Source organism: Streptomyces sp. NPDC057697 (genome assembly GCF_042799335.1).
Taxonomy (GTDB): domain Bacteria; phylum Actinomycetota; class Actinomycetes; order Streptomycetales; family Streptomycetaceae; genus Streptomyces.
Genome location: NZ_JBHVJA010000016.1, coordinates 114,598 through 131,089 on the forward strand (window position 1 = coordinate 114,598; position 16,492 = coordinate 131,089).

The following is a 16,492-nucleotide window of genomic DNA, read 5'->3' on the forward strand; positions in this document are numbered from 1 at the left end:
CGCGGCGATGCCCGATCCGTCCACCGCCCCTACCGTGGGGGAATGGCGGTGATCAACGATTGGCGGCCGGGGGGACAGGCCCGGCTCCGCGCGGCGGACGCGACGGGCGCCGCCGTGCTGTTCGTGCTGGCGGTCGTGGCCGCCTCGGTCGACCCGCACCGGCACCAGGTCCTGCTGCGCTGGCCCCCGGTGCTGGTGGCGGCCATCGGCTGCGCCGCCCTGGTGTGGCGGCGCCGCCACCCGTTCGGTGTACTGGCCGTCACCCTTGGCTGCGGGGTGGTCTTCCAGCTGCTCGGGGTCCGGGACAGCCCGCTGGTGGTGAGCCCGGTCCTGGTGTCCGTCTACAACGTGGCCGTAAGGACCGACCGGCGTACCGCCTGGGTCTCCGCGGCCGTCGCGGCCACGGTCCTGGTGAGCGCCGCCGCGGTGTTCACCCCGCAGTCCTGGCTGGAGCCGGACACGGCCGCGACGCTGGCCTGGACGGCTCTTCCGGCCGCGGTCGGGGACGGGGTGCGCTCCCGGCGCGCCTATGTCGTCGCCGTGGAGGAACGGGCGGAGCACGCGGAGCACACCCGGGAGCAGGAGGCGCGGCAGCGGGTCGCCGCCGAGCGGGTCCGGATCGCCCGCGAGCTGCACGACATCGTCGCGCACCACATCGCCCTGATCAACGCGCAGGCGGGCGTCGCCGTCCACCTGGTGGACCAGCGGCCGGAACAGATCCTGACCGCGCTGGAGGACATCCGGGACACCAGCCGCTCCGCGCTGGACGAGCTGCGGGTGACCGTGGGCCTGCTCCGGCAGTCGGACGATCCGGTGGCGCCCCGCGACCCGATGCCGGGCCTGGCACAGGTCCCGGCCCTGCTGGCCTCGTTCGAACGCGCCGGGCTGGCCGTGACCCACACCCGGCACGGCACCACCGAGCCGCTGGAACCGGCGGTCGACCTGGCCGCGTACCGCATCGTCCAGGAGTCCCTGACCAATGTGCGCAAGCACGCCGGGGCCGATCACGCCCGGCTCTGCCTGCACTACCACCGGGAACGTCTTACGATCACCGTCGAGGACGACGGATCCGCCGGGCCCCGCCGTCCGCACCCGGGCGCCGGTCACGGGCTGATCGGCATGCGTGAACGGGCCGCCACGATCGGGGGCAGGCTGCACGCGGGCCCGCGCCCCGGGGGCGGCTTCGGCGTGACGGCCGAACTGCCGCTGCGGCCGGGCCGCCCCGGCCCGGCACGGGACCGGAGGGACGGGCATGACGATTCGCGTACTGCTGGCCGATGACCAGGCCCTGCTGCGGGGCACCTTCAGGATGCTGTTCGACGCCACGGACGACATGGAGACCGTGGGCGAGGCGTCCGACGGGCGCGAGACGGTCGAGCTGGCCAGGGCACAGCGCCCGGACGTGGTCCTGATGGACATCCGGATGCCGGAGATGGACGGTCTGGAGGCGACCCGGCTCATCAGCGAGTCGGAGGAGCTGGCGGACGTGAAGGTCCTCGTCCTGACCACGTTCGAGGACGACGAGCACGTCGCCGAGGCGCTGCGCGCGGGAGCGAGCGGTTTCCTGGGCAAGGGCGCCCGCCCCGAGGAGCTCCTGGACGCCGTCCGTACGGTCGCGGGCGGCGAGGCCCTGCTGTCCCCGACCGCGACGCGGTCCCTGATCACCCGCTTCCTGGCCCAGCCCGAGCCCTGCCCGGGGTTCGTGCACGAGCGGCTGGAGTGCCTGACGCCGAGGGAGCGCGACGTCACGGCCCTCGCCGCTCTGGGCCTGTCCAACGAGGAGATCGCCGAGCGGCTGTTCGTCAGCCCGCTGACCGCCAAGACCCATGTCAACCGTGCGATGACCAAGCTGGCGGCCCGGGACCGTGCCCAGCTCGTGGTCGTGGCCTACCAGTGCGGGCTGGTCAGCCCGGTGGCCGGGACGAGCGGCCCGGAGCTGCCCGCGTGAGCGCCCGCACGGGGTCCGGCGGTCGGCCCCGGCAGTAGTCCGGCGTACCGGATACCGCAGCCGTGGTAGTCGGGAATCACTCTGTGGGGACGATGTGCCGGGGGGTGCCGCCGGGGGATGGTGGGCCCATGAACGGAGGTTTCGCCATGACCGAAGCCCGCTTCCCGACCCCGATGTCCGGTGAGAAGCCCGTCATCGAGGAGTGCCGCACGATCCGCGAACTGCTGCCGGCCGGAATCACGCCCGAGGCCCTCGCCCCCGACGAGACGCGCGCCGTACGGGTCCACCTGGCGGCCTGCACCGCCTGCCGGGAGGCGTACGACGGCTCCGCGGCGGTGCCCGCGCACCTGAGGCTGCTGCGCGACGCCCTGGCCCGCGGCCAGGGACGGCACCGGCGCGCGTGCCCGGCCGGCCGGACCGCGCGCGGCGACGCGTCCCCCCGCCACCGCAGGCCGGACCGGGCCGCCGCGTCGCGGCAGATCACGCTGTCCCAGTGGGTCAGCAAGACCACGTCGTACACCCGGTGAACGAGGCACGGCGCGCCACCGGCCGGAAGGGCCGCGCCGGGGCCCCGGCAGCCCGCCCACGCGGCCGTGGGCGGGCCGGGGCGGGGCTCAGGAGGCGGTGAGGACGCGCCATTGGCGCGAGCCGATGTCCGCCGGGGTGCCGTCCAGGATCCGGGCGGTGCGCGTCGCCGGATCGAGGGCCACGGTCGCGAGGCTCGCCCAGCGCTGGCCGAGCGGCTTGCCGAGATCGGGGAGGCAGGTCACCGGCGGCTCGCCGTCCCCGGTCACGAGGTGGCCCAGGAGCTCGTCGAGCGTGGCCGGCGCCGCCGCGCGGGCCAGCCGGGCACGGACGAAGTCGTGGCGCTCGCCCGAATCGGGCTGGTAGAGCCAGGTCTTCTCGTCCGCGGCGGGCGTCGGCGTCAGGAAGTGGTTGGTGCGCACCAGAGTGCCGTGCTCGGCCCGCACCGGGAAGACGCCGACCGGACTCAGATCGAGGAGCACCGCGTCCGTCCCGTCGAAGAGGGCGAACGAACCGGACGAGGCGAGGGGAGCGCCGCGGACGATCTCGACGGCCTCGGCGACACTGCCCGCCTCTTCCAGGACGATCGCCGCGAGCACGTGCACGGGAACGCCGCCGATCCCGTCCCGGACGTGTCCGAGGATGTTGAAGTGCAGGGCGAGCCCGGCGCTGTTGACGCCGATCTTGCCGAGGATGCCGTCCTCGGTGAGGCCGACGAAGCCGTGCCGGCCACCGCGGATCTCCAAGGTGTGCCACAGGGCGCTCAGTTCGATGTGCCAGTCCCAGGTCTGGACGCCGAAGGTGCGCGGTGCCGAACCACCGGCACCGGCGACCCGGCGCACGATCGTGGTGCATTCGCCGGGCGGCACGGTCGCGCTGCGCGCCAGGATCTCGGTGCGCGCGTTCAGCACGCCGACGCGCCACGGCTCGATGCCGCACCCGTGCGCGATGCCCTCGATCTCGGCGCGCGCTCCCGGCCGGAACCGTCCGATGGCGTCGAGGGCGCGCTCGGCGTCCTCGCGTACCTGAGCGGGGGAGACGAAACCGAGGGCGAAGAGCCGGTCGTAGGCGTCCAGCGCGGCGGGGATGCCGTCGCGCAGCTGCTCGCCGCGGACGGTGCCGCGGGCGCGCGGGTCGGGGTCGGCGGCCTCGACGTGGCGTCGGTGTGCGGGGCGGGGGATCGACGTCGTGGTCACGGGCGTCCTTTCACGGTGTCCGGGTGGAGCTGTACGGTGCCGCCGACGATCGTCGCGAGCACGGCGTTGCCGGGCTGTGCCTCGGGGGCGAGATCGAGCGGGTTGGCGGCGAAGACGGTGAGGTCGGCCAGGAATCCGGGCGCGATCCGGCCGAGCTCGGCGGACGCGCCGGCGGCGTACGCGGCGGCGGAGGTCATACCGGCGTACGCCTCGCGCGCGGTGACCGCCTGGCCGGGCTGCACGGGCGCCGCGCCGGACTCCTCGACCGGACGGCGCAGCTGGCAGTCGGCCAGGCCGATGCGCGGGTCCCCGGGGCCGATGGGCCAGTCGGAGCCGAGCGCCACGACGGCGCCGTGGTCCAGGAGGTCGCGGGTGCGCCAGCCGTGGGCGACGCGGTCGGGTCCGATGCGCCGCGACCAGTTGTCGGTGCCGTCGGCGCGGGTGTGCCGGGTCCCGTGCACCGGCTGGAGGCTGGCCACGACGCCGAGTTCGGCGAACCTGCCCAGCAGGTCGTCGGGGATGGACTCGATGTGTTCGACGCGGTGCGGGGCACGGCCCGCCGGGCCGACCTCCTCGATGACGTCGAGGGCGAACCGGACGGCCTGGTCGCCGATCGCGTGGGTGGCGGTCGGGATGCCCAGCCCGGTGAAGAAGCGCATCGCCTCGCGGTACGCCTCGACGTCGCGCCACAGCGGCTCTCGGTTCTCGCCGTGGATGTCGGGCCGGTCGAACCAGGCGGTGCCGTTGTCCGCCGTGCCGTCGAGCATGAACTTCGCGCCCTCGACGTGCCAGCGCCGCCCGCGACGGCCCTGGAGACCGGCGACGTGCCGCCAGACATCGGGCGTGGAGTCGGCCGGGACCAGCGGGGAGCAGCGGATCCGCAGCGGCAGTTCCCCGTGTTCCTCGATGTGCCGGTACACCGCTTCGGACGGGTCGGAGAAGTCGAGCGCGTGCAGTGCGGTGAGCCCGCCGCGCGCGAGCTGTTCGAGCTGGTGGCGCACGTACGAGGCGGCCGTGTCCACGGGCACGTCGGGGTAGTGGTCGAACACCAGGTCCATCGCCTGGAGTTCGACCACGAATCCGGTCGGGCGACCGTCCGGGCCGACCTCCACGGACGAGGCGTCGGTGAACGTCTCCCGGCCGGTCAGGCCGACGAGCTCCACGACCCGGGGGCTGACGACGAGCGCGTGCGCGTCGCGGGTCATCAGCGAGATCGGCCGGCCGGGGAAGCGCTCCGCGAACACGGTCCCGGCCGGGTCGCCGTCGAACACGTTCACGTCGAGGTCGTACCCGGTGATCCACTCGTCCGCGGCCGGGGCGTCGGCCGCCTCGGCGAGGAGGGCGTGGACCTGCTCCAGGGTGGAGGCGGCGGACAGGTCCACACCGCTGCCGATCGATATCGACCCCCACACGGGGTGGGCGTGGACATCGGTGAGGCCGGGCAGGAGGGTGGCGCCCGGGAACGTGTGGACGGCGGTGCCGGGGCCCCGCAGCGGTTCGAGGCCGGACGCGGTGCCGACGGCGACGATCCGGCCGTCGGTGATGGCCACCGCGTTCGCGGACGGTGCGGGAGGCTCTCCGGTGAGATGTTCGATGTGGTGGGCGAGCACCAGGACGTCGGCGTGCACAGGGTCTTCCTCGGGGTCGTGCGGGTTCGGTGTCGTGTGTGCGTCAGCCGCGCGGGATGGTGCGCAGGACGCGGGTCGCCGCCCAGTAGACGGCGGCCGCGGTGAGCATGCCGGACGGAATCGCCAGGTCGATGTCGCCCAGGGCCGCGGCGATCGGGCCGGTCCAGAAGCTGGTGTTGACCCACAGCGCGGAGGTGAGCCCGCCGGCGACGAGGGCGAGGAACCCCGCCCAGTGGACGCCGCGGTGGTACCAGAACGGGCCGCCGCGCCGTTGTTCGAGGAGGTCGGCCCCGTTGTAGCGGTTGCGCCGCAGGAGCAGGTCGGTCACGGCCACCGCCATGGCCGGTCCGGTCACCGTGACCACGAGCTGGAGCATGGTGTTGACGCTGGTCAGGAAGTCGAAGACGAGGATCGCGTACAGCGTCATGACCGTGCCGAGCACCCCGATGATCAGGACCGCCGGGATGCGGGCGAGCCGGACGCCGACCGACTGGATCGACAGGCTGGCGCTGTAGGCCGTCATGCCGTTGTTCGTCATGGTGTTGACGACGACCGCGATGACGAAGACCGGGATGAACCAGCTCGGCAGGATGCTCTCCAGCGCGGCCTCCGGGTCGCTCATGTCGAGGCTGGTGGCCGCGAGCGCGCCGACCATGGTGAAGAGGCTGCTCGGCAGGTACGCGCCGAGCGCCGTCCACCCCGCGATGGCGACCGGGCTGCTGTCCCGGGGCAGGTAGCGGGCGAGGTCGGGGCTGTTGCTGTACGAGAGCGGGGTGGAGGCGATGATGGTGAAGCCGGTGCCCAGCGCCACCGCGAGCGCGGCGCCCCTGAGCGGCTCGGCCGGGGCGTAGGACCAGTCGGTCGCGGTGAGCACGTACCCCGTGACGACGACGAAGACCACGGTCAGGAGCACGCTGAGGGCGGTGTAGAGGCGGACGATCGTCGCGTGGCCGAAGATCGCGATCAGCAGTGTTCCGGCGGCGATGAGACAGATGACGGTCGCGTCGACGGCCGAGTTGTCCGGCAGGCCGAACCGGCCCGCCAGGCCGATCCCCGCGACCGAGGCGGCCGACCAGTTCAGCGCGAGGTAGGCGGCGGCGATGAGCCAGCCGGTCAGGACGAGCACCACCTTGTTGCCGACGACGCCGTACATCGCGCGGGAGATCACCGACCCGCTCGTGCCCGCGGCCGGGCCGCTCGCCGCGACGACGCCCGTACAGATCCACAGCAGGTTCCCGGTCAGGATCACGCCCAGGGCCTGGGGGAGCGTGAGGCCCATGAGGATCAGCGTCGCGCCGACGACGAAGCTCAGATAGCTCACGTTCGGTGCCGCCCAGACCGCGAACAGCTGGCGCGGCCGTCCGCCGCGCTCGTCGGCCGGGACCAGGTCGATGCCTCGTGTCTCCACGTGCCCGGTGCGTTCGGGACCGTGTTCGTCGAGGGAGCTCGCGCGGGAGCCGGGGTTCGTCGTCGTCATCGGGGCCTCTCCGGTACGCAGGCCGTCCGGCCCCTATTGGGCAAATGGCCAACTGCGTGTTGGGCACACATCCAATAGCGTGTCCCCCATGACGTCAAGACCTCAGCCCACACGGACCCGGAAGCTGCCCGGCGAGCGCCGCGCGGAAATCGTGCGGACCGCGGCGGACATCGCGCTGGAGGAGGGGCTGGAACGCATCACGCTGCGGCGCGTCGCCGACGAGCTGGGCGTCCGCCCGGGGCTCATCGGCCACTACTTCCCGGCCGCGGACAACCTCGTGAGCGAGGCGTTCTCGCACGCCGCGACGAAGGAGCGCGAATCGCTCCTGCCGCACGACGAACGGGAACTCCCGGCGGACGTGCGGCTCGCCCGCTTCCTCGTGCGCCTCACAGACGGCGAGTACCGCGACCTCAGCAGGCTCTGGCTCAACGCGCGCCACATCAGCAGATTCAGGACGGGGCTGCGCGCGGCGGTGCGCGCCCAGGAGTCCGAGACGCGCACCGCCCTGACGGACCTCGTCGAGGAGGGGCGGTGCACCGGGCACTTCACCACCGACGACGCGCTCGGAGCGGCCCTGCACATCCTGGTCACCGTCGACGGTCTCGGCGCGTACGCCAACGACGACGCGCAGGTCGACCACCCGGCGCTGGCGGACATGGCCGTCACCACGGCCGAACGTCTGCTGGGCCTGGCCGCGGGCGCGCTCCGCACCCGCGCCTGACGCGCCCCGCTCAGGCCGCCGGGTCGATGGTGACCTTGACGTGCTTCATGATCGGCTGATCGCTCTGGGTGCTGGAGTCGCCGAGCGCGCACAGCACGTTCATCTCCGGCATGTAGCCGGCCGCGCAGCCGCGCGGAATGTCGTAGGGAATGGCGAGATAGCCATGGAGGGACCGCCGGCTGCCGTCCCTGGCGGTGCTCGTGATGTCGACGGGGCCGAGATCGGCGATCCCGCGTTCGCGCATGTCGGCCCGGTTCATGAAGACCAGGGTGCGCAGGTTCTCGATGCCCCGGTAGCGGTCGTTGTCGGAGTAGATCGTGGTGTTCCACTGGTCGTGGGACCGCATGGTGCCCAGGGCCAGGGTGCCCGGGGCGGGGACGACGTCCGGCAGCGCGGCGGCGGAGAACTCGGCCCGTCCGGACGGGGTCAGGAAGACCAGCTCACGGGCGGGCTGCTTGATGCGGAAGCCCAGCGGCAGCCGCACCCGGCGGTTGAAGTCCTCGAAACCGTCGAGGACCCGGGACATGGTGTCGCGGATCCGGTCGTAGTCCTCGACGTACCACTGCCAGGGCGTGGTGCTGTCCGGCAGGGCGGCGCGGGCCATCCCGGCGACGATGGCCGGCTCGGACAGCAGGTGCGGGGAGGCGGGGCGCTTCATGCCGACGGAGAGATGGACCATGCTCATCGAGTCCTCGACGGAGGTGCTCTGGACGCCCTTGCGCTGATGGTCCTTCTCGGTACGGCCGAGGCACGGCAGGATGAGGGCCCGGCGGCCGTGGACGAGATGGCTGCGGTTGAGTTTGGTGCTCACCTGGACGGTGAGTTCGCAGGTGCGCAACGCCTCCCAGACGGCCGGGGTGTCGGGCGCGGCGAGGGCGAAGTTGCCGCCCATGCAGACGAACACCTTCACATCGCCGCGCCGCATCGCCCTGATCGTCCCGACGGTGTCCAGGCCGTGCTCACGGGGCGGCCGGATCGCGCAGACCTCGGCGAGGCGGTCCAGGAACGGCCCGCCGGGGCGGTGGTCGATGCCGCAGGTGCGGTTGCCCTGGACGTTGCTGTGTCCCCGTACGGGCGAGGGGCCCGCCCCCTCCCGCCCCAGATTGCCGCGCAGCAGGAGCAGGTTGACGATCTCCCGTACGGTGTCCACGCCGTGTTCGTGCTGGGTGAGCCCCAGGCACCAGCTGACGATGGAGCGGTCGGCCTCGCCGTAGACCCGCGCCGCCTTCAGGACATCGGCGCGGCTCAGCCCGGACTGGGTCTCGATCTCCTCCCACGGCGTCGCCTCGCACAGGGCGCGGTACTCCTCGAACCCCGTGGTGTGACGGTCGATGAACTCCTGGTCCAGCGCCTTGGGATCGGACGCGGACTGCTCCAGGACCGCCTTGGCCATGCCGCGCAGCAGCGCCATGTCGCCGCCGATGCGCGGCTGCAGATTGAGCGTGCTGGTACGGGTCGCCCTGAAGAGGGCCATGTCCGTGAAGTCGTGGGGGACGATGGTGCGGGTCGCCGCCGCCTCGACGAGCGGGTTGATGTGCACGATCCGAGTGCCCCTGCGGTACGCCTCCGCGAGGGCGGTGAGCATCCGGGGCGCGTTGGAAGCCGCGTTGACCCCCAGGATGAACAGCGCGTCGGCGGACTCCCAGTCCTTGAGGTCGACCGTCCCCTTGCCGGTGCCCAGGGAGGCCTGGAGCGCTCGCCCGCTGGCCTCGTGGCACATGTTGGAGCAGTCCGGCAGGTTGTTGGTGCCCAGTTCACGGGCCATCAGCTGATACAGGAAGGTGGCCTCGTTGCCGAGCCGGCCGGAGGTGTAGAACGCCGCCCGGTCCGGGTCGTCGAGCTCCCGCAGCTCCCGTCCGACCAGATCGAACGCGTCCTGCCAGCCGATCGGGACGTAGTGGTCCGACTCGGGGTCGTAGACCATCGGTTCGGTCAGCCGCCCCTGGTTCTCCAGGTCGTAGTCGCTCCACCCGGACAGCTCGGTCACCGAGTGGGCGGCGAAGAACGCGCGCCCCACCCGTTTGCGGGTCATCTCCCAGGTGACGTGCTTGATGCCGTTCTCGCAGATGTCCAGGTGCAGGCCCTTGGTGTCGTCCGGCCAGGCGCATCCCGGGCAGTCGAAGCCGCCGTTCTCGTGGTTCATCCGCATGATGGCCCGCGGACCGTCGACCACGGCGCGCTCGCGCGCCAGGATCCGGGTCACACTCCCGGCGGCGCCCCAGCCCGCGGCGGGGTGGCGGTACGGCCGGAACTCCGGGCCGCCCTTCGGGGCGGGACCGACCGAGGGGGCCGGGGGCTGCTGCTCGTCCTCGTCGGTGCTCAAGCCTTCCACCCTTCCGCCGTTCGGGCGCGCTGTGAGAAGCGGTTCTCCCGGGCAGGCTAAGCACGCCCGGGAGCCCCCGCCACCCGGCCTCGGCCGGTGCGGTGGACGGAGCGAGGGACCGGCTCGGAGCGCCGGGCGGCGGCCGCCCGCCGACGGCCTGCGCCGTGGTGCGGGCGCGGATACGCTGGGCCGTACTCGTCGTCCGCCCCTGCCTCCCGGGCGGCATCCCGGCCGGGCACGGTGATCCACCGAGCCAACGAGGTGGTCACCCCTGATGTCCATGAACCGTCGGCCGGCGCTCTCCGCCGTACCCCGACTCGTCGGCTCGGCGGCCCTCGGCGCGGTGATCGGCGTGCTCAGCGGTCTGGTGGCCAACGGGCCGCTGGGCGTGCTCGCCGGGATCGCCGCCGCGGAGACGGTCTTCGTGGTGACCGGGTGGCTCGTGCTGTGGCCCATGGACGCGGCCACCACCCACCGCAACGTACGGCGCGAGGAGTTCCGGCCCGTCGCCGAGGAACTCGTCGTCGTCGCGGCCGCCCTGTGCGGACTGGTCGGCATCGTGGTGCTGCTCCTGGTGGGCCACTCGGACCTCAGCCACGCCGCGGCCGCGACGGCGCTCTGCGGCGTCTTCATGGCCTGGGCGTCGCTCCACCTGATGTACGCCACCCGCTACGCGTACCTCTACTACCTGCCCTCCGAGGGCGGGATCGACTTCAACTCCCCAGACCCCCCGAAGTACGTGGACTTCCTCTACTTCAGCTACAACCTCGGCATGACCTACCAGGTCTCCGACACCGACGTCTCCAGCTCCACGATCCGCGCGGTCGCCCTCTGGCACTGCCTGCTGTCCTACGTGTTCGGCGCGAGCATCCTGGCGACCACGATCAACCTCGTCGCCGGGATCGTCACGGGCTGAGCCGCGCCCGCCGCGCGGGCGTACGGGTTACGCGTCGCCGCCCACCGACAGCACGTGCACGGTCGTACGTCCTCCGGGCGGGTCGTAGGTGAGCGTCTCACCGGCCCGGTGTCCGAGCAGCGCGCCGCCGAGCGGGCTGTCGGCGGTGACCAGGGTCCGGTCCCGCGCCTCCGCGAACTCGCTGATCCGGATGGTCGTCTCCACGCCGTCGGCGAACCGTACGGTCACGGTGCTGCCGACGCCGACCGCGTCGGCCGGGGGAGCCCCCGCGGCGTCCGCCTCGCGCAGCCTGCCGTCGATCTCGGCGATGCGGGTGTCCAGGCGATCGAGCTCCGTGCCGCGCTGCAACTCGTCGGCCCGATCGGCCCGGTCGCCGACCTCGTCACCGCCGTCCAGGGTGGCGGCCACCGTCGCACGCTCCGTGCGCAGAACGGCGAGTTCCTGCTCCAGCGCCTCGCGTGCCGCGGTGCTGATGGGTTCGGGTCCACCGTTCATTCCTGCTCCCGTCGCACGGGCGGCACGGTCGAGCACCGCAGGCCATAGGTGACATTCGTAAGATATCAGTCATGGCTCCAGGCCGGGCGGCAGCCGGGGGACGGGCACATCCGGTACGGCCGTGTCCATCCGGTGCGCGGGGCGTACGCCGGACAGCCCTTAGACTCCGCGAATGGCGAAGTACTTCGATGTGCACCCCGAGAATCCGCAGCGGCGCACCATCAGCAGCGTGGCCGACAGCATCCGGTCCGGCGCCCTCGTCGCGTATCCGACGGACTCCTGCTACGCGCTGGGGTGCCGGCTGGGCAGTCGTGACGGCATCGGCCGGATCCGTTCGATCCGCCACCTCGACGACCGTCACCACTTCACGCTCGTCTGCCAGAACTTCGCGCAGCTCGGGCAGTTCGTACACGTCGACAACGATGTGTTCCGGGCGATCAAGGCGGCGACACCCGGCAGCTACACCTTCATCCTTCCCGCGACGAAGGAGGTGCCGCGTCAGTTGCTGCACCCGAAGAAGAAGACGGTGGGCGTCCGGATCCCCGATCACGTGGTCGCCCAGGCGCTCCTCGCCGAGCTGGGGGAACCGCTGCTCTCCAGCACCCTGCTGCTGCCCGACGAGGACGAGCCGCTGACCCAGGGCTGGGAGATCAAGGAGCGGCTCGACCATGTGGTGGACGCCGTGGTCGACTCCGGCGACTGCGGCACCGAGCCGACCACGGTCATCGACTTCTCCGGAGGTGAACCCGAGATCGTCCGCCGGGGAGCCGGTGACACCACGCGGTTCGAGTGACCGCGCCGGTCCGGCACCGGCTGCCGGGAGGGTGAGCGGACGGCAGGGGCGCGGTCGCCCGGCGCATACTGGGAGCAGGCGCACGATTGGAGGACGCCATGATCGTCCTCGGAGTCATTCTGCTGGTCATCGGCCTGGTGGCCGGTATTGCCATCCTGTGGACCATCGGCGTCGTCCTCGTGGTGATCGGCGCCATCCTGTGGATCCTGGGCGCGGTCGGACACGCGGTGGGCGGCCGGCGCCACTACTGGTGACGCGGGCGCACCGGCCGCCCGGGGCCCGGGTCAGAGCCCCGGGAACCGCCGCATGCGGACGTCGCAGTAGGCGCGCAACCCCTCGACCAGGGCGTGGATGGCGGAGCGGGCGTAGTGGGAGGCGTCCCACCCCGCGTACAGGGGGACCGTCAGCGGGCCGTCCGGTGTGTGCACGATCAGTTCGGACAGGCCGAAGCGCGCGTCGTCCGTGACCAGGCAGATCCCCCGGCCCGCCGCCGCGAGCGCCTGGGCGAAGGGCGAGGAGCCGGTCTCGGACACGGCGGCGAAGGCCAGGCCGGCCCGGCTGACCGCCTCGTCGACCACCAGCCGGGCCGCGTTGGACCGGGTCATGAGGATCAGCGGCTCGGTGACCAGCTCGGCGAGGGTGATCGTGGGGCGCCCGCTCCAGGGATGGCCGGCGGGGACCTGGGCGATGACCGGCGTACGGCCGAGGAACGCGGACTCCAGCGGGGCCGGGGCGGGGCTGGTGGAGATGCCGAGGTCGGCGTCGCTGCGCGACAGCGTGTCGAAGACCCTGCTGGGGTCCTCCTGGATGGCGTCGCGCAGCGTCGGCCCGGCGCTGCCGCCGCCCGCCATGAACGGGGCCAGCAGATAGGCGACGGTGGACGGGGCGGTGACCACCGTGAGCGCCGCCCGCTCGCCCTGCCCCATGGCCGACATCGTCTCGGCGGCCTGTTCGGCCCGGCGCACCAGGTCCTGGGCGATCGGACGGAACCGGCGGCCGGCGGCGTTCAGCGTCAGCGAACCCGGGCGGCGGGTGAACAGCGAGACGCCCAGGTCCTTCTCCAGCGCGCTCAGCTGGCGGGAGAGGGAAGGCTGGGCGATATGCACCTGGCGGGCCGCTGCGGTGACCGAGTCGGCCTCGGCGACGGCGAGGAAGTAGCGCAGCACCCGCAGTTCCATGGTGGTCTCCCGAAGGTCTCGAATCCCATGCCTCAAAGGCATGGGAATCCTAGCAATCAAGTATTAGACGCTATGGGTGATCGAATCCCAGACTGTGGCTGTCCAGCTCACCGTCCCGGCTCCTTCGCCGAAGGGCTCCCCACCGCCCGGTTCCCCGAACCGCCCGGCCCCCTCACCGAAGGCTCCGCGTCCGCCGGAGGCCCCTCCCCATGAACGTCCCCCTCGCCGCCGAGGCACCGGCCCCCCGTGCCTCGGGTCAGGCCCGCCGCGCGGGTCTCGCCTCGTTCGTCGGCACCACCATCGAGTGGTACGACTTCTACATCTACGGAACGGCGTCCGCGCTGGTCTTCGGGAAGCTGTTCTTCCCCGACGTGTCGCCCGCCGCCGGTGTGCTCGCCTCCTTCGCCACCTTCTGGGTCGGTTTCCTCGCCCGGCCGATCGGCGGGATCGTCTTCGGTCACCTGGGCGACCGAATGGGCCGCAAGGGCACCCTCGTCACCACACTGATCATGATGGGCGCCGCCACCTTCCTGGTCGGTGTGCTGCCCACCCACGCGCAGATCGGGGTCGCCGCGCCCCTGCTGCTGGCGTTGCTGCGCGCCGTCCAGGGCATCGCGGTGGGCGGCGAATGGGGCGGCGCGGTCCTGATGGCGTCCGAGAGCGCCCCCAAGGGCCGGGGCTCCCTCTTCGCGATGCTCGTCCAGCAGGGGTCCCCGGCCGGGGCGATCCTGGCCACCCTGGTCTTCCTGGCGGCCGGCACCCTGGACGACGCCGCCTTCGCCGCATGGGGCTGGCGCGTGCCGTTCCTGCTGTCCGGACTGCTCGTCGTGGTCGGGCTCGTGATCCGTCTGAAGGTCGAGGAGTCGGGCGACTTCGAGCGGGTCAAGGAGAGCGGCGAGGTGGTGAAGCTCCCCGTCGCCGAGGTGCTGCGCACCGACTGGCGCACCGTCCTGCTGGGCATCGGCGCCTCGATCATGGGTATCTCCGCCGCGTACTTCACCAATACGTTCGTGCTCTCCTGGACCACGAACGAGCTGCACATGGACCGGCAGACGATGCTGTACGTGCTGCTCGCGCTCTCCGCCGTGCAGTTCCTGTGGCAGCCGCTCGCCGCGCTGATCTCCGAACGGGTCGGCGAGGCCCGGTTCATGGTGTGCTCGCTGCTCGCCAACGTGGTCGTCGCCGTCCCGATGTTCCTGCTGATCAACACGGCGCGGCCGTTCCTGGTGTTCTGCGGCATCGCCCTCGCCATGATCAGCGGATCCGGCTACTACGCCGTCCTGGCCGGGTTCCTCGCCCGCGCGTTCCCGTCCCGGGTCCGCTACACCGGCATCTCGCTCTCCTACCAGCTCTGCTCGACCCTCATCGGCGGCACCACGCCGCTGGTCGCGCAGGCCCTGTTGACCTCCGGCGGCGGCTCGATCTGGCCCGTGGTCGGGTTCTACGCGGTCCTGCTGCTGGTCACGACGGTGTGCGTCGCCGCGCTCGCCCGGTTCATGGACCGGCGCACGCCCAGCGCGCAGCCCGTCGCGGTGGCCGTCTGACGCCGTCCGACCGGCCGCCGACACCGGGCGGAACCACCTGCCGCGATGGCCACCGTCCCGACAATCCCCTTTCGCACTACAGGAGTTGACCCCGTGCGCCTCGACGCCGTGTTCCAGAACGGACGATTCACCACCCTCGATCCGGACCGCCCCGAAGCCCGTGCCGTCGGTGTGCTCGGGGGCCGGATCGTGGCTCTCGACGAGGAGCTGGAGGGGTGTGCCGCCGACACCGTCGTCGACCTCGGCGGCGCGCACGCCGTGCCCGGCTTCAACGACGCCCACCACCACCTCAGCCTGGTCGGCAAGGGCCTGCGGGAACTCGACGTCTCGTACACCGCGGTGCCCACCCTCGACGCGCTGTACCGGGCGGTGGCCGAGCGCGCCGCGACGCTGCCCGCCGACGCCTGGGTGCTCGGCGCGGGCTACGACCAGAACAAGACCGGCGCCCATCCCACCGCCGAGGCGCTCGACCGGGCCGCCGGGGGCCGTCCGGTCTGGCTGGTGCACACCTCGCACCACATGGCCGTGGCCAACACGGCGGCGTTCGCTCGGGCCGGTTTCGCCGACCTCGCCGATGTGCCCGACGTACCCGGCGGCCATGTCGTGCGGGACGCGGCCGGGCGGGCCGAGGGGCTGCTCCAGGAGACCGCGATGCAGCTGGTCGACCGGGTGCTCCGCCCGGAGCCCGTCGAGGAATGGACCGCCCACATCGCCGAAGGGGCGCGGGCCGCCCTCGCGGTCGGCCTCACGAGCGTGACCGAGCCGGGCATCGGCGCCCTCGACGGCATCGGCAACGGCCCAGCGGACCTCGACGCCTACCTGCGCGTCCGGGAGAGCGGCCGGCTCGGGGTCCGCATGACGGTCATGCCGTACATCACCACGCTGCACGACTGCGGGACCTTCGCGCCGGACGCCCGCTGGTACGGCCTCGACCTCGGCCTGCGCACCGGCCTCGGCGACGAGTGGCTGCGCGTGGGACCGACGAAGATGATGTCGGACGGATCGCTGATCGGCCGGTCGGCCGCGATGTGCTGCGACTACCACGACACCCCCGGCAACAGCGGCCTGCTCCAGCACGAGCCCGAGCAGATCCGCCGGTACGTCGTCGAGGCACACCGCTGCGGCTGGCAGATCGCCACGCACGCCATCGGGGACGCGGCCCTGGACATCGTCCTCGACGCGTACGAGGAGGCCCAGCGGCTGCATCCGCGCGCAGACGCGCGCCACCGGGTCGAGCACGCCGCGGTGACCAGCGACGCGCAGGTCGCCCGGATCGCGGCACTCGGCCTGATCCCGGTGCCCCAGGGCCGGTTCCTCTCGGAGATCGGCGACGGGCTCCTGACGGCGCTGGGCCCCGAACGCTCCCGGCTGGCCTACCGGATGCGGTCGTTCCTGGACGCGGGCCTGGTCCTGCCGGGCTCCTCGGACGCCCCGGTGGTCGCCTCGGACCCGCTGCTGAGCATCCACGACATGGTGAACCGGCGGACCGCCTCGGGCGCCCCGATCGGCCCGCACGAGGCGGTGACGGCCCGGGAGGCACTGACCGCGTACACGGTCGGCTCGGCCCACGCCGTCCACGAGGAGCACATCAAGGGGACCCTGGCGCGGGGGATGCTCGCCGACTTCGCGGTGCTCAGCGACGACCTGCTGGGGGTGGCCCCGGAACGCATCGGACGGCTGACGGTCGGGGCCACTGTGGTCGGCGGCCGGATCGCGTACGACGCGGGCGCGCTCACGGCCTCCTGAGC

At 72.5% G+C, this 16,492-nt stretch carries 15 protein-coding genes; 9 read left to right on the forward strand and 6 right to left on the reverse strand.

Features of this window, described 5'->3' with window-relative positions; all coding sequences use genetic code 11:
• The first annotated feature begins 42 nt into the window (after positions 1–42).
• The 3 genes from ACFVFH_RS31580 (at position 43) to ACFVFH_RS31590 (ending at position 2,475) form a co-directional block, all read left to right on the forward strand.
• Entirely contained in the window at positions 43–1,281 is a 1,239-nt protein-coding gene (locus ACFVFH_RS31580; protein ID WP_383775025.1) for a sensor histidine kinase, read from the forward strand.
• Positions 1,253–1,948: a response regulator gene (locus ACFVFH_RS31585; RefSeq protein ID WP_383775027.1), complete on the forward strand. Its 696-nt coding sequence runs from the start codon at positions 1,253–1,255 to the stop codon at positions 1,946–1,948. The genes ACFVFH_RS31580 and ACFVFH_RS31585 overlap by 29 nt, the downstream gene beginning before the upstream one ends.
• Positions 1,949–2,094: 146 nt before the next feature.
• Complete coding sequence (locus ACFVFH_RS31590) at positions 2,095–2,475, forward strand: zf-HC2 domain-containing protein (protein WP_383775030.1); 381 nt, start codon at positions 2,095–2,097, stop codon at positions 2,473–2,475.
• 87 nt (positions 2,476–2,562) lie between these two features.
• Here ACFVFH_RS31590 and ACFVFH_RS31595 read toward each other — a convergent pair whose 3' ends face one another.
• The 3 genes from ACFVFH_RS31595 to ACFVFH_RS31605 are packed head-to-tail and all read right to left on the reverse strand — an operon-like array spanning position 2,563 to position 6,774.
• Positions 2,563–3,669: a C45 family autoproteolytic acyltransferase/hydolase gene (locus ACFVFH_RS31595; RefSeq protein WP_383775033.1), complete on the reverse strand. Its 1,107-nt coding sequence runs from the start codon at positions 3,667–3,669 to the stop codon at positions 2,563–2,565.
• Complete coding sequence (locus ACFVFH_RS31600; protein ID WP_383775036.1) at positions 3,666–5,297, reverse strand: amidohydrolase; 1,632 nt, start codon at positions 5,295–5,297, stop codon at positions 3,666–3,668. The genes ACFVFH_RS31595 and ACFVFH_RS31600 overlap by 4 nt, the downstream gene beginning before the upstream one ends.
• A 43-nt stretch (positions 5,298–5,340) precedes the next feature.
• A complete protein-coding gene (locus tag ACFVFH_RS31605; protein ID WP_383775039.1) occupies positions 5,341–6,774 on the reverse strand; it encodes a purine-cytosine permease family protein in 1,434 nt (477 codons plus the stop codon).
• A gap of 88 nt (positions 6,775–6,862) precedes the next feature.
• Here ACFVFH_RS31605 and ACFVFH_RS31610 point away from each other — a divergent pair, with 88 nt between their 5' ends.
• Entirely contained in the window at positions 6,863–7,495 is a 633-nt protein-coding gene (locus ACFVFH_RS31610) for a TetR/AcrR family transcriptional regulator (protein ID WP_383775042.1), read from the forward strand.
• Positions 7,496–7,505: 10 nt separating this feature from the next.
• Here the strand turns inward: ACFVFH_RS31610 and ACFVFH_RS31615 are convergent, their stop codons facing one another.
• Positions 7,506–9,818 carry an FdhF/YdeP family oxidoreductase gene (locus ACFVFH_RS31615; protein WP_383775044.1) on the reverse strand — a complete coding sequence of 771 codons (2,313 nt, stop codon included), beginning with the start codon at positions 9,816–9,818 and terminating at the stop codon, positions 7,506–7,508.
• A gap of 280 nt (positions 9,819–10,098) precedes the next feature.
• Between ACFVFH_RS31615 and ACFVFH_RS31620 the strand changes: the two genes are divergently transcribed.
• Positions 10,099–10,734, forward strand: coding sequence for a DUF1345 domain-containing protein (locus ACFVFH_RS31620; RefSeq protein ID WP_383775209.1), 636 nt, complete (start codon positions 10,099–10,101; stop codon positions 10,732–10,734).
• A 27-nt stretch (positions 10,735–10,761) separates the two neighbouring features.
• On the opposite strand, the gene ACFVFH_RS31625 is transcribed toward ACFVFH_RS31620, so the two are convergent.
• Entirely contained in the window at positions 10,762–11,229 is a 468-nt protein-coding gene (locus ACFVFH_RS31625) for a GreA/GreB family elongation factor (protein WP_383775047.1), read from the reverse strand.
• Between the two features lie 172 nt (positions 11,230–11,401).
• Between ACFVFH_RS31625 and ACFVFH_RS31630 the strand changes: the two genes are divergently transcribed.
• Together ACFVFH_RS31630 and ACFVFH_RS31635 are read left to right on the forward strand one after the other, a co-directional pair.
• Complete coding sequence (locus tag ACFVFH_RS31630) at positions 11,402–12,022, forward strand: L-threonylcarbamoyladenylate synthase (RefSeq protein WP_383775049.1); 621 nt, start codon at positions 11,402–11,404, stop codon at positions 12,020–12,022.
• A 98-nt stretch (positions 12,023–12,120) separates the two neighbouring features.
• Positions 12,121–12,276 (forward strand): DUF6131 family protein, encoded by a 156-nt coding sequence (locus ACFVFH_RS31635; RefSeq protein ID WP_383775052.1) that lies wholly within the window; start codon positions 12,121–12,123, stop codon positions 12,274–12,276.
• 30 nt (positions 12,277–12,306) lie between these two features.
• On the opposite strand, the gene ACFVFH_RS31640 is transcribed toward ACFVFH_RS31635, so the two are convergent.
• Positions 12,307–13,200, reverse strand: a complete 894-nt coding sequence (locus tag ACFVFH_RS31640; RefSeq protein WP_383775054.1) for a LysR family transcriptional regulator — start codon at positions 13,198–13,200, stop codon at positions 12,307–12,309.
• Between the two features lie 209 nt (positions 13,201–13,409).
• Between ACFVFH_RS31640 and ACFVFH_RS31645 the strand changes: the two genes are divergently transcribed.
• Both ACFVFH_RS31645 and ACFVFH_RS31650 read left to right on the forward strand, forming a co-directional pair.
• Complete coding sequence (locus ACFVFH_RS31645) at positions 13,410–14,744, forward strand: MFS transporter (protein ID WP_383775057.1); 1,335 nt, start codon at positions 13,410–13,412, stop codon at positions 14,742–14,744.
• 93 nt (positions 14,745–14,837) lie between these two features.
• Positions 14,838–16,490 carry an amidohydrolase gene (locus ACFVFH_RS31650; RefSeq protein ID WP_383775059.1) on the forward strand — a complete coding sequence of 551 codons (1,653 nt, stop codon included), beginning with the start codon at positions 14,838–14,840 and terminating at the stop codon, positions 16,488–16,490.
• Positions 16,491–16,492: the final 2 nt, after the last annotated feature.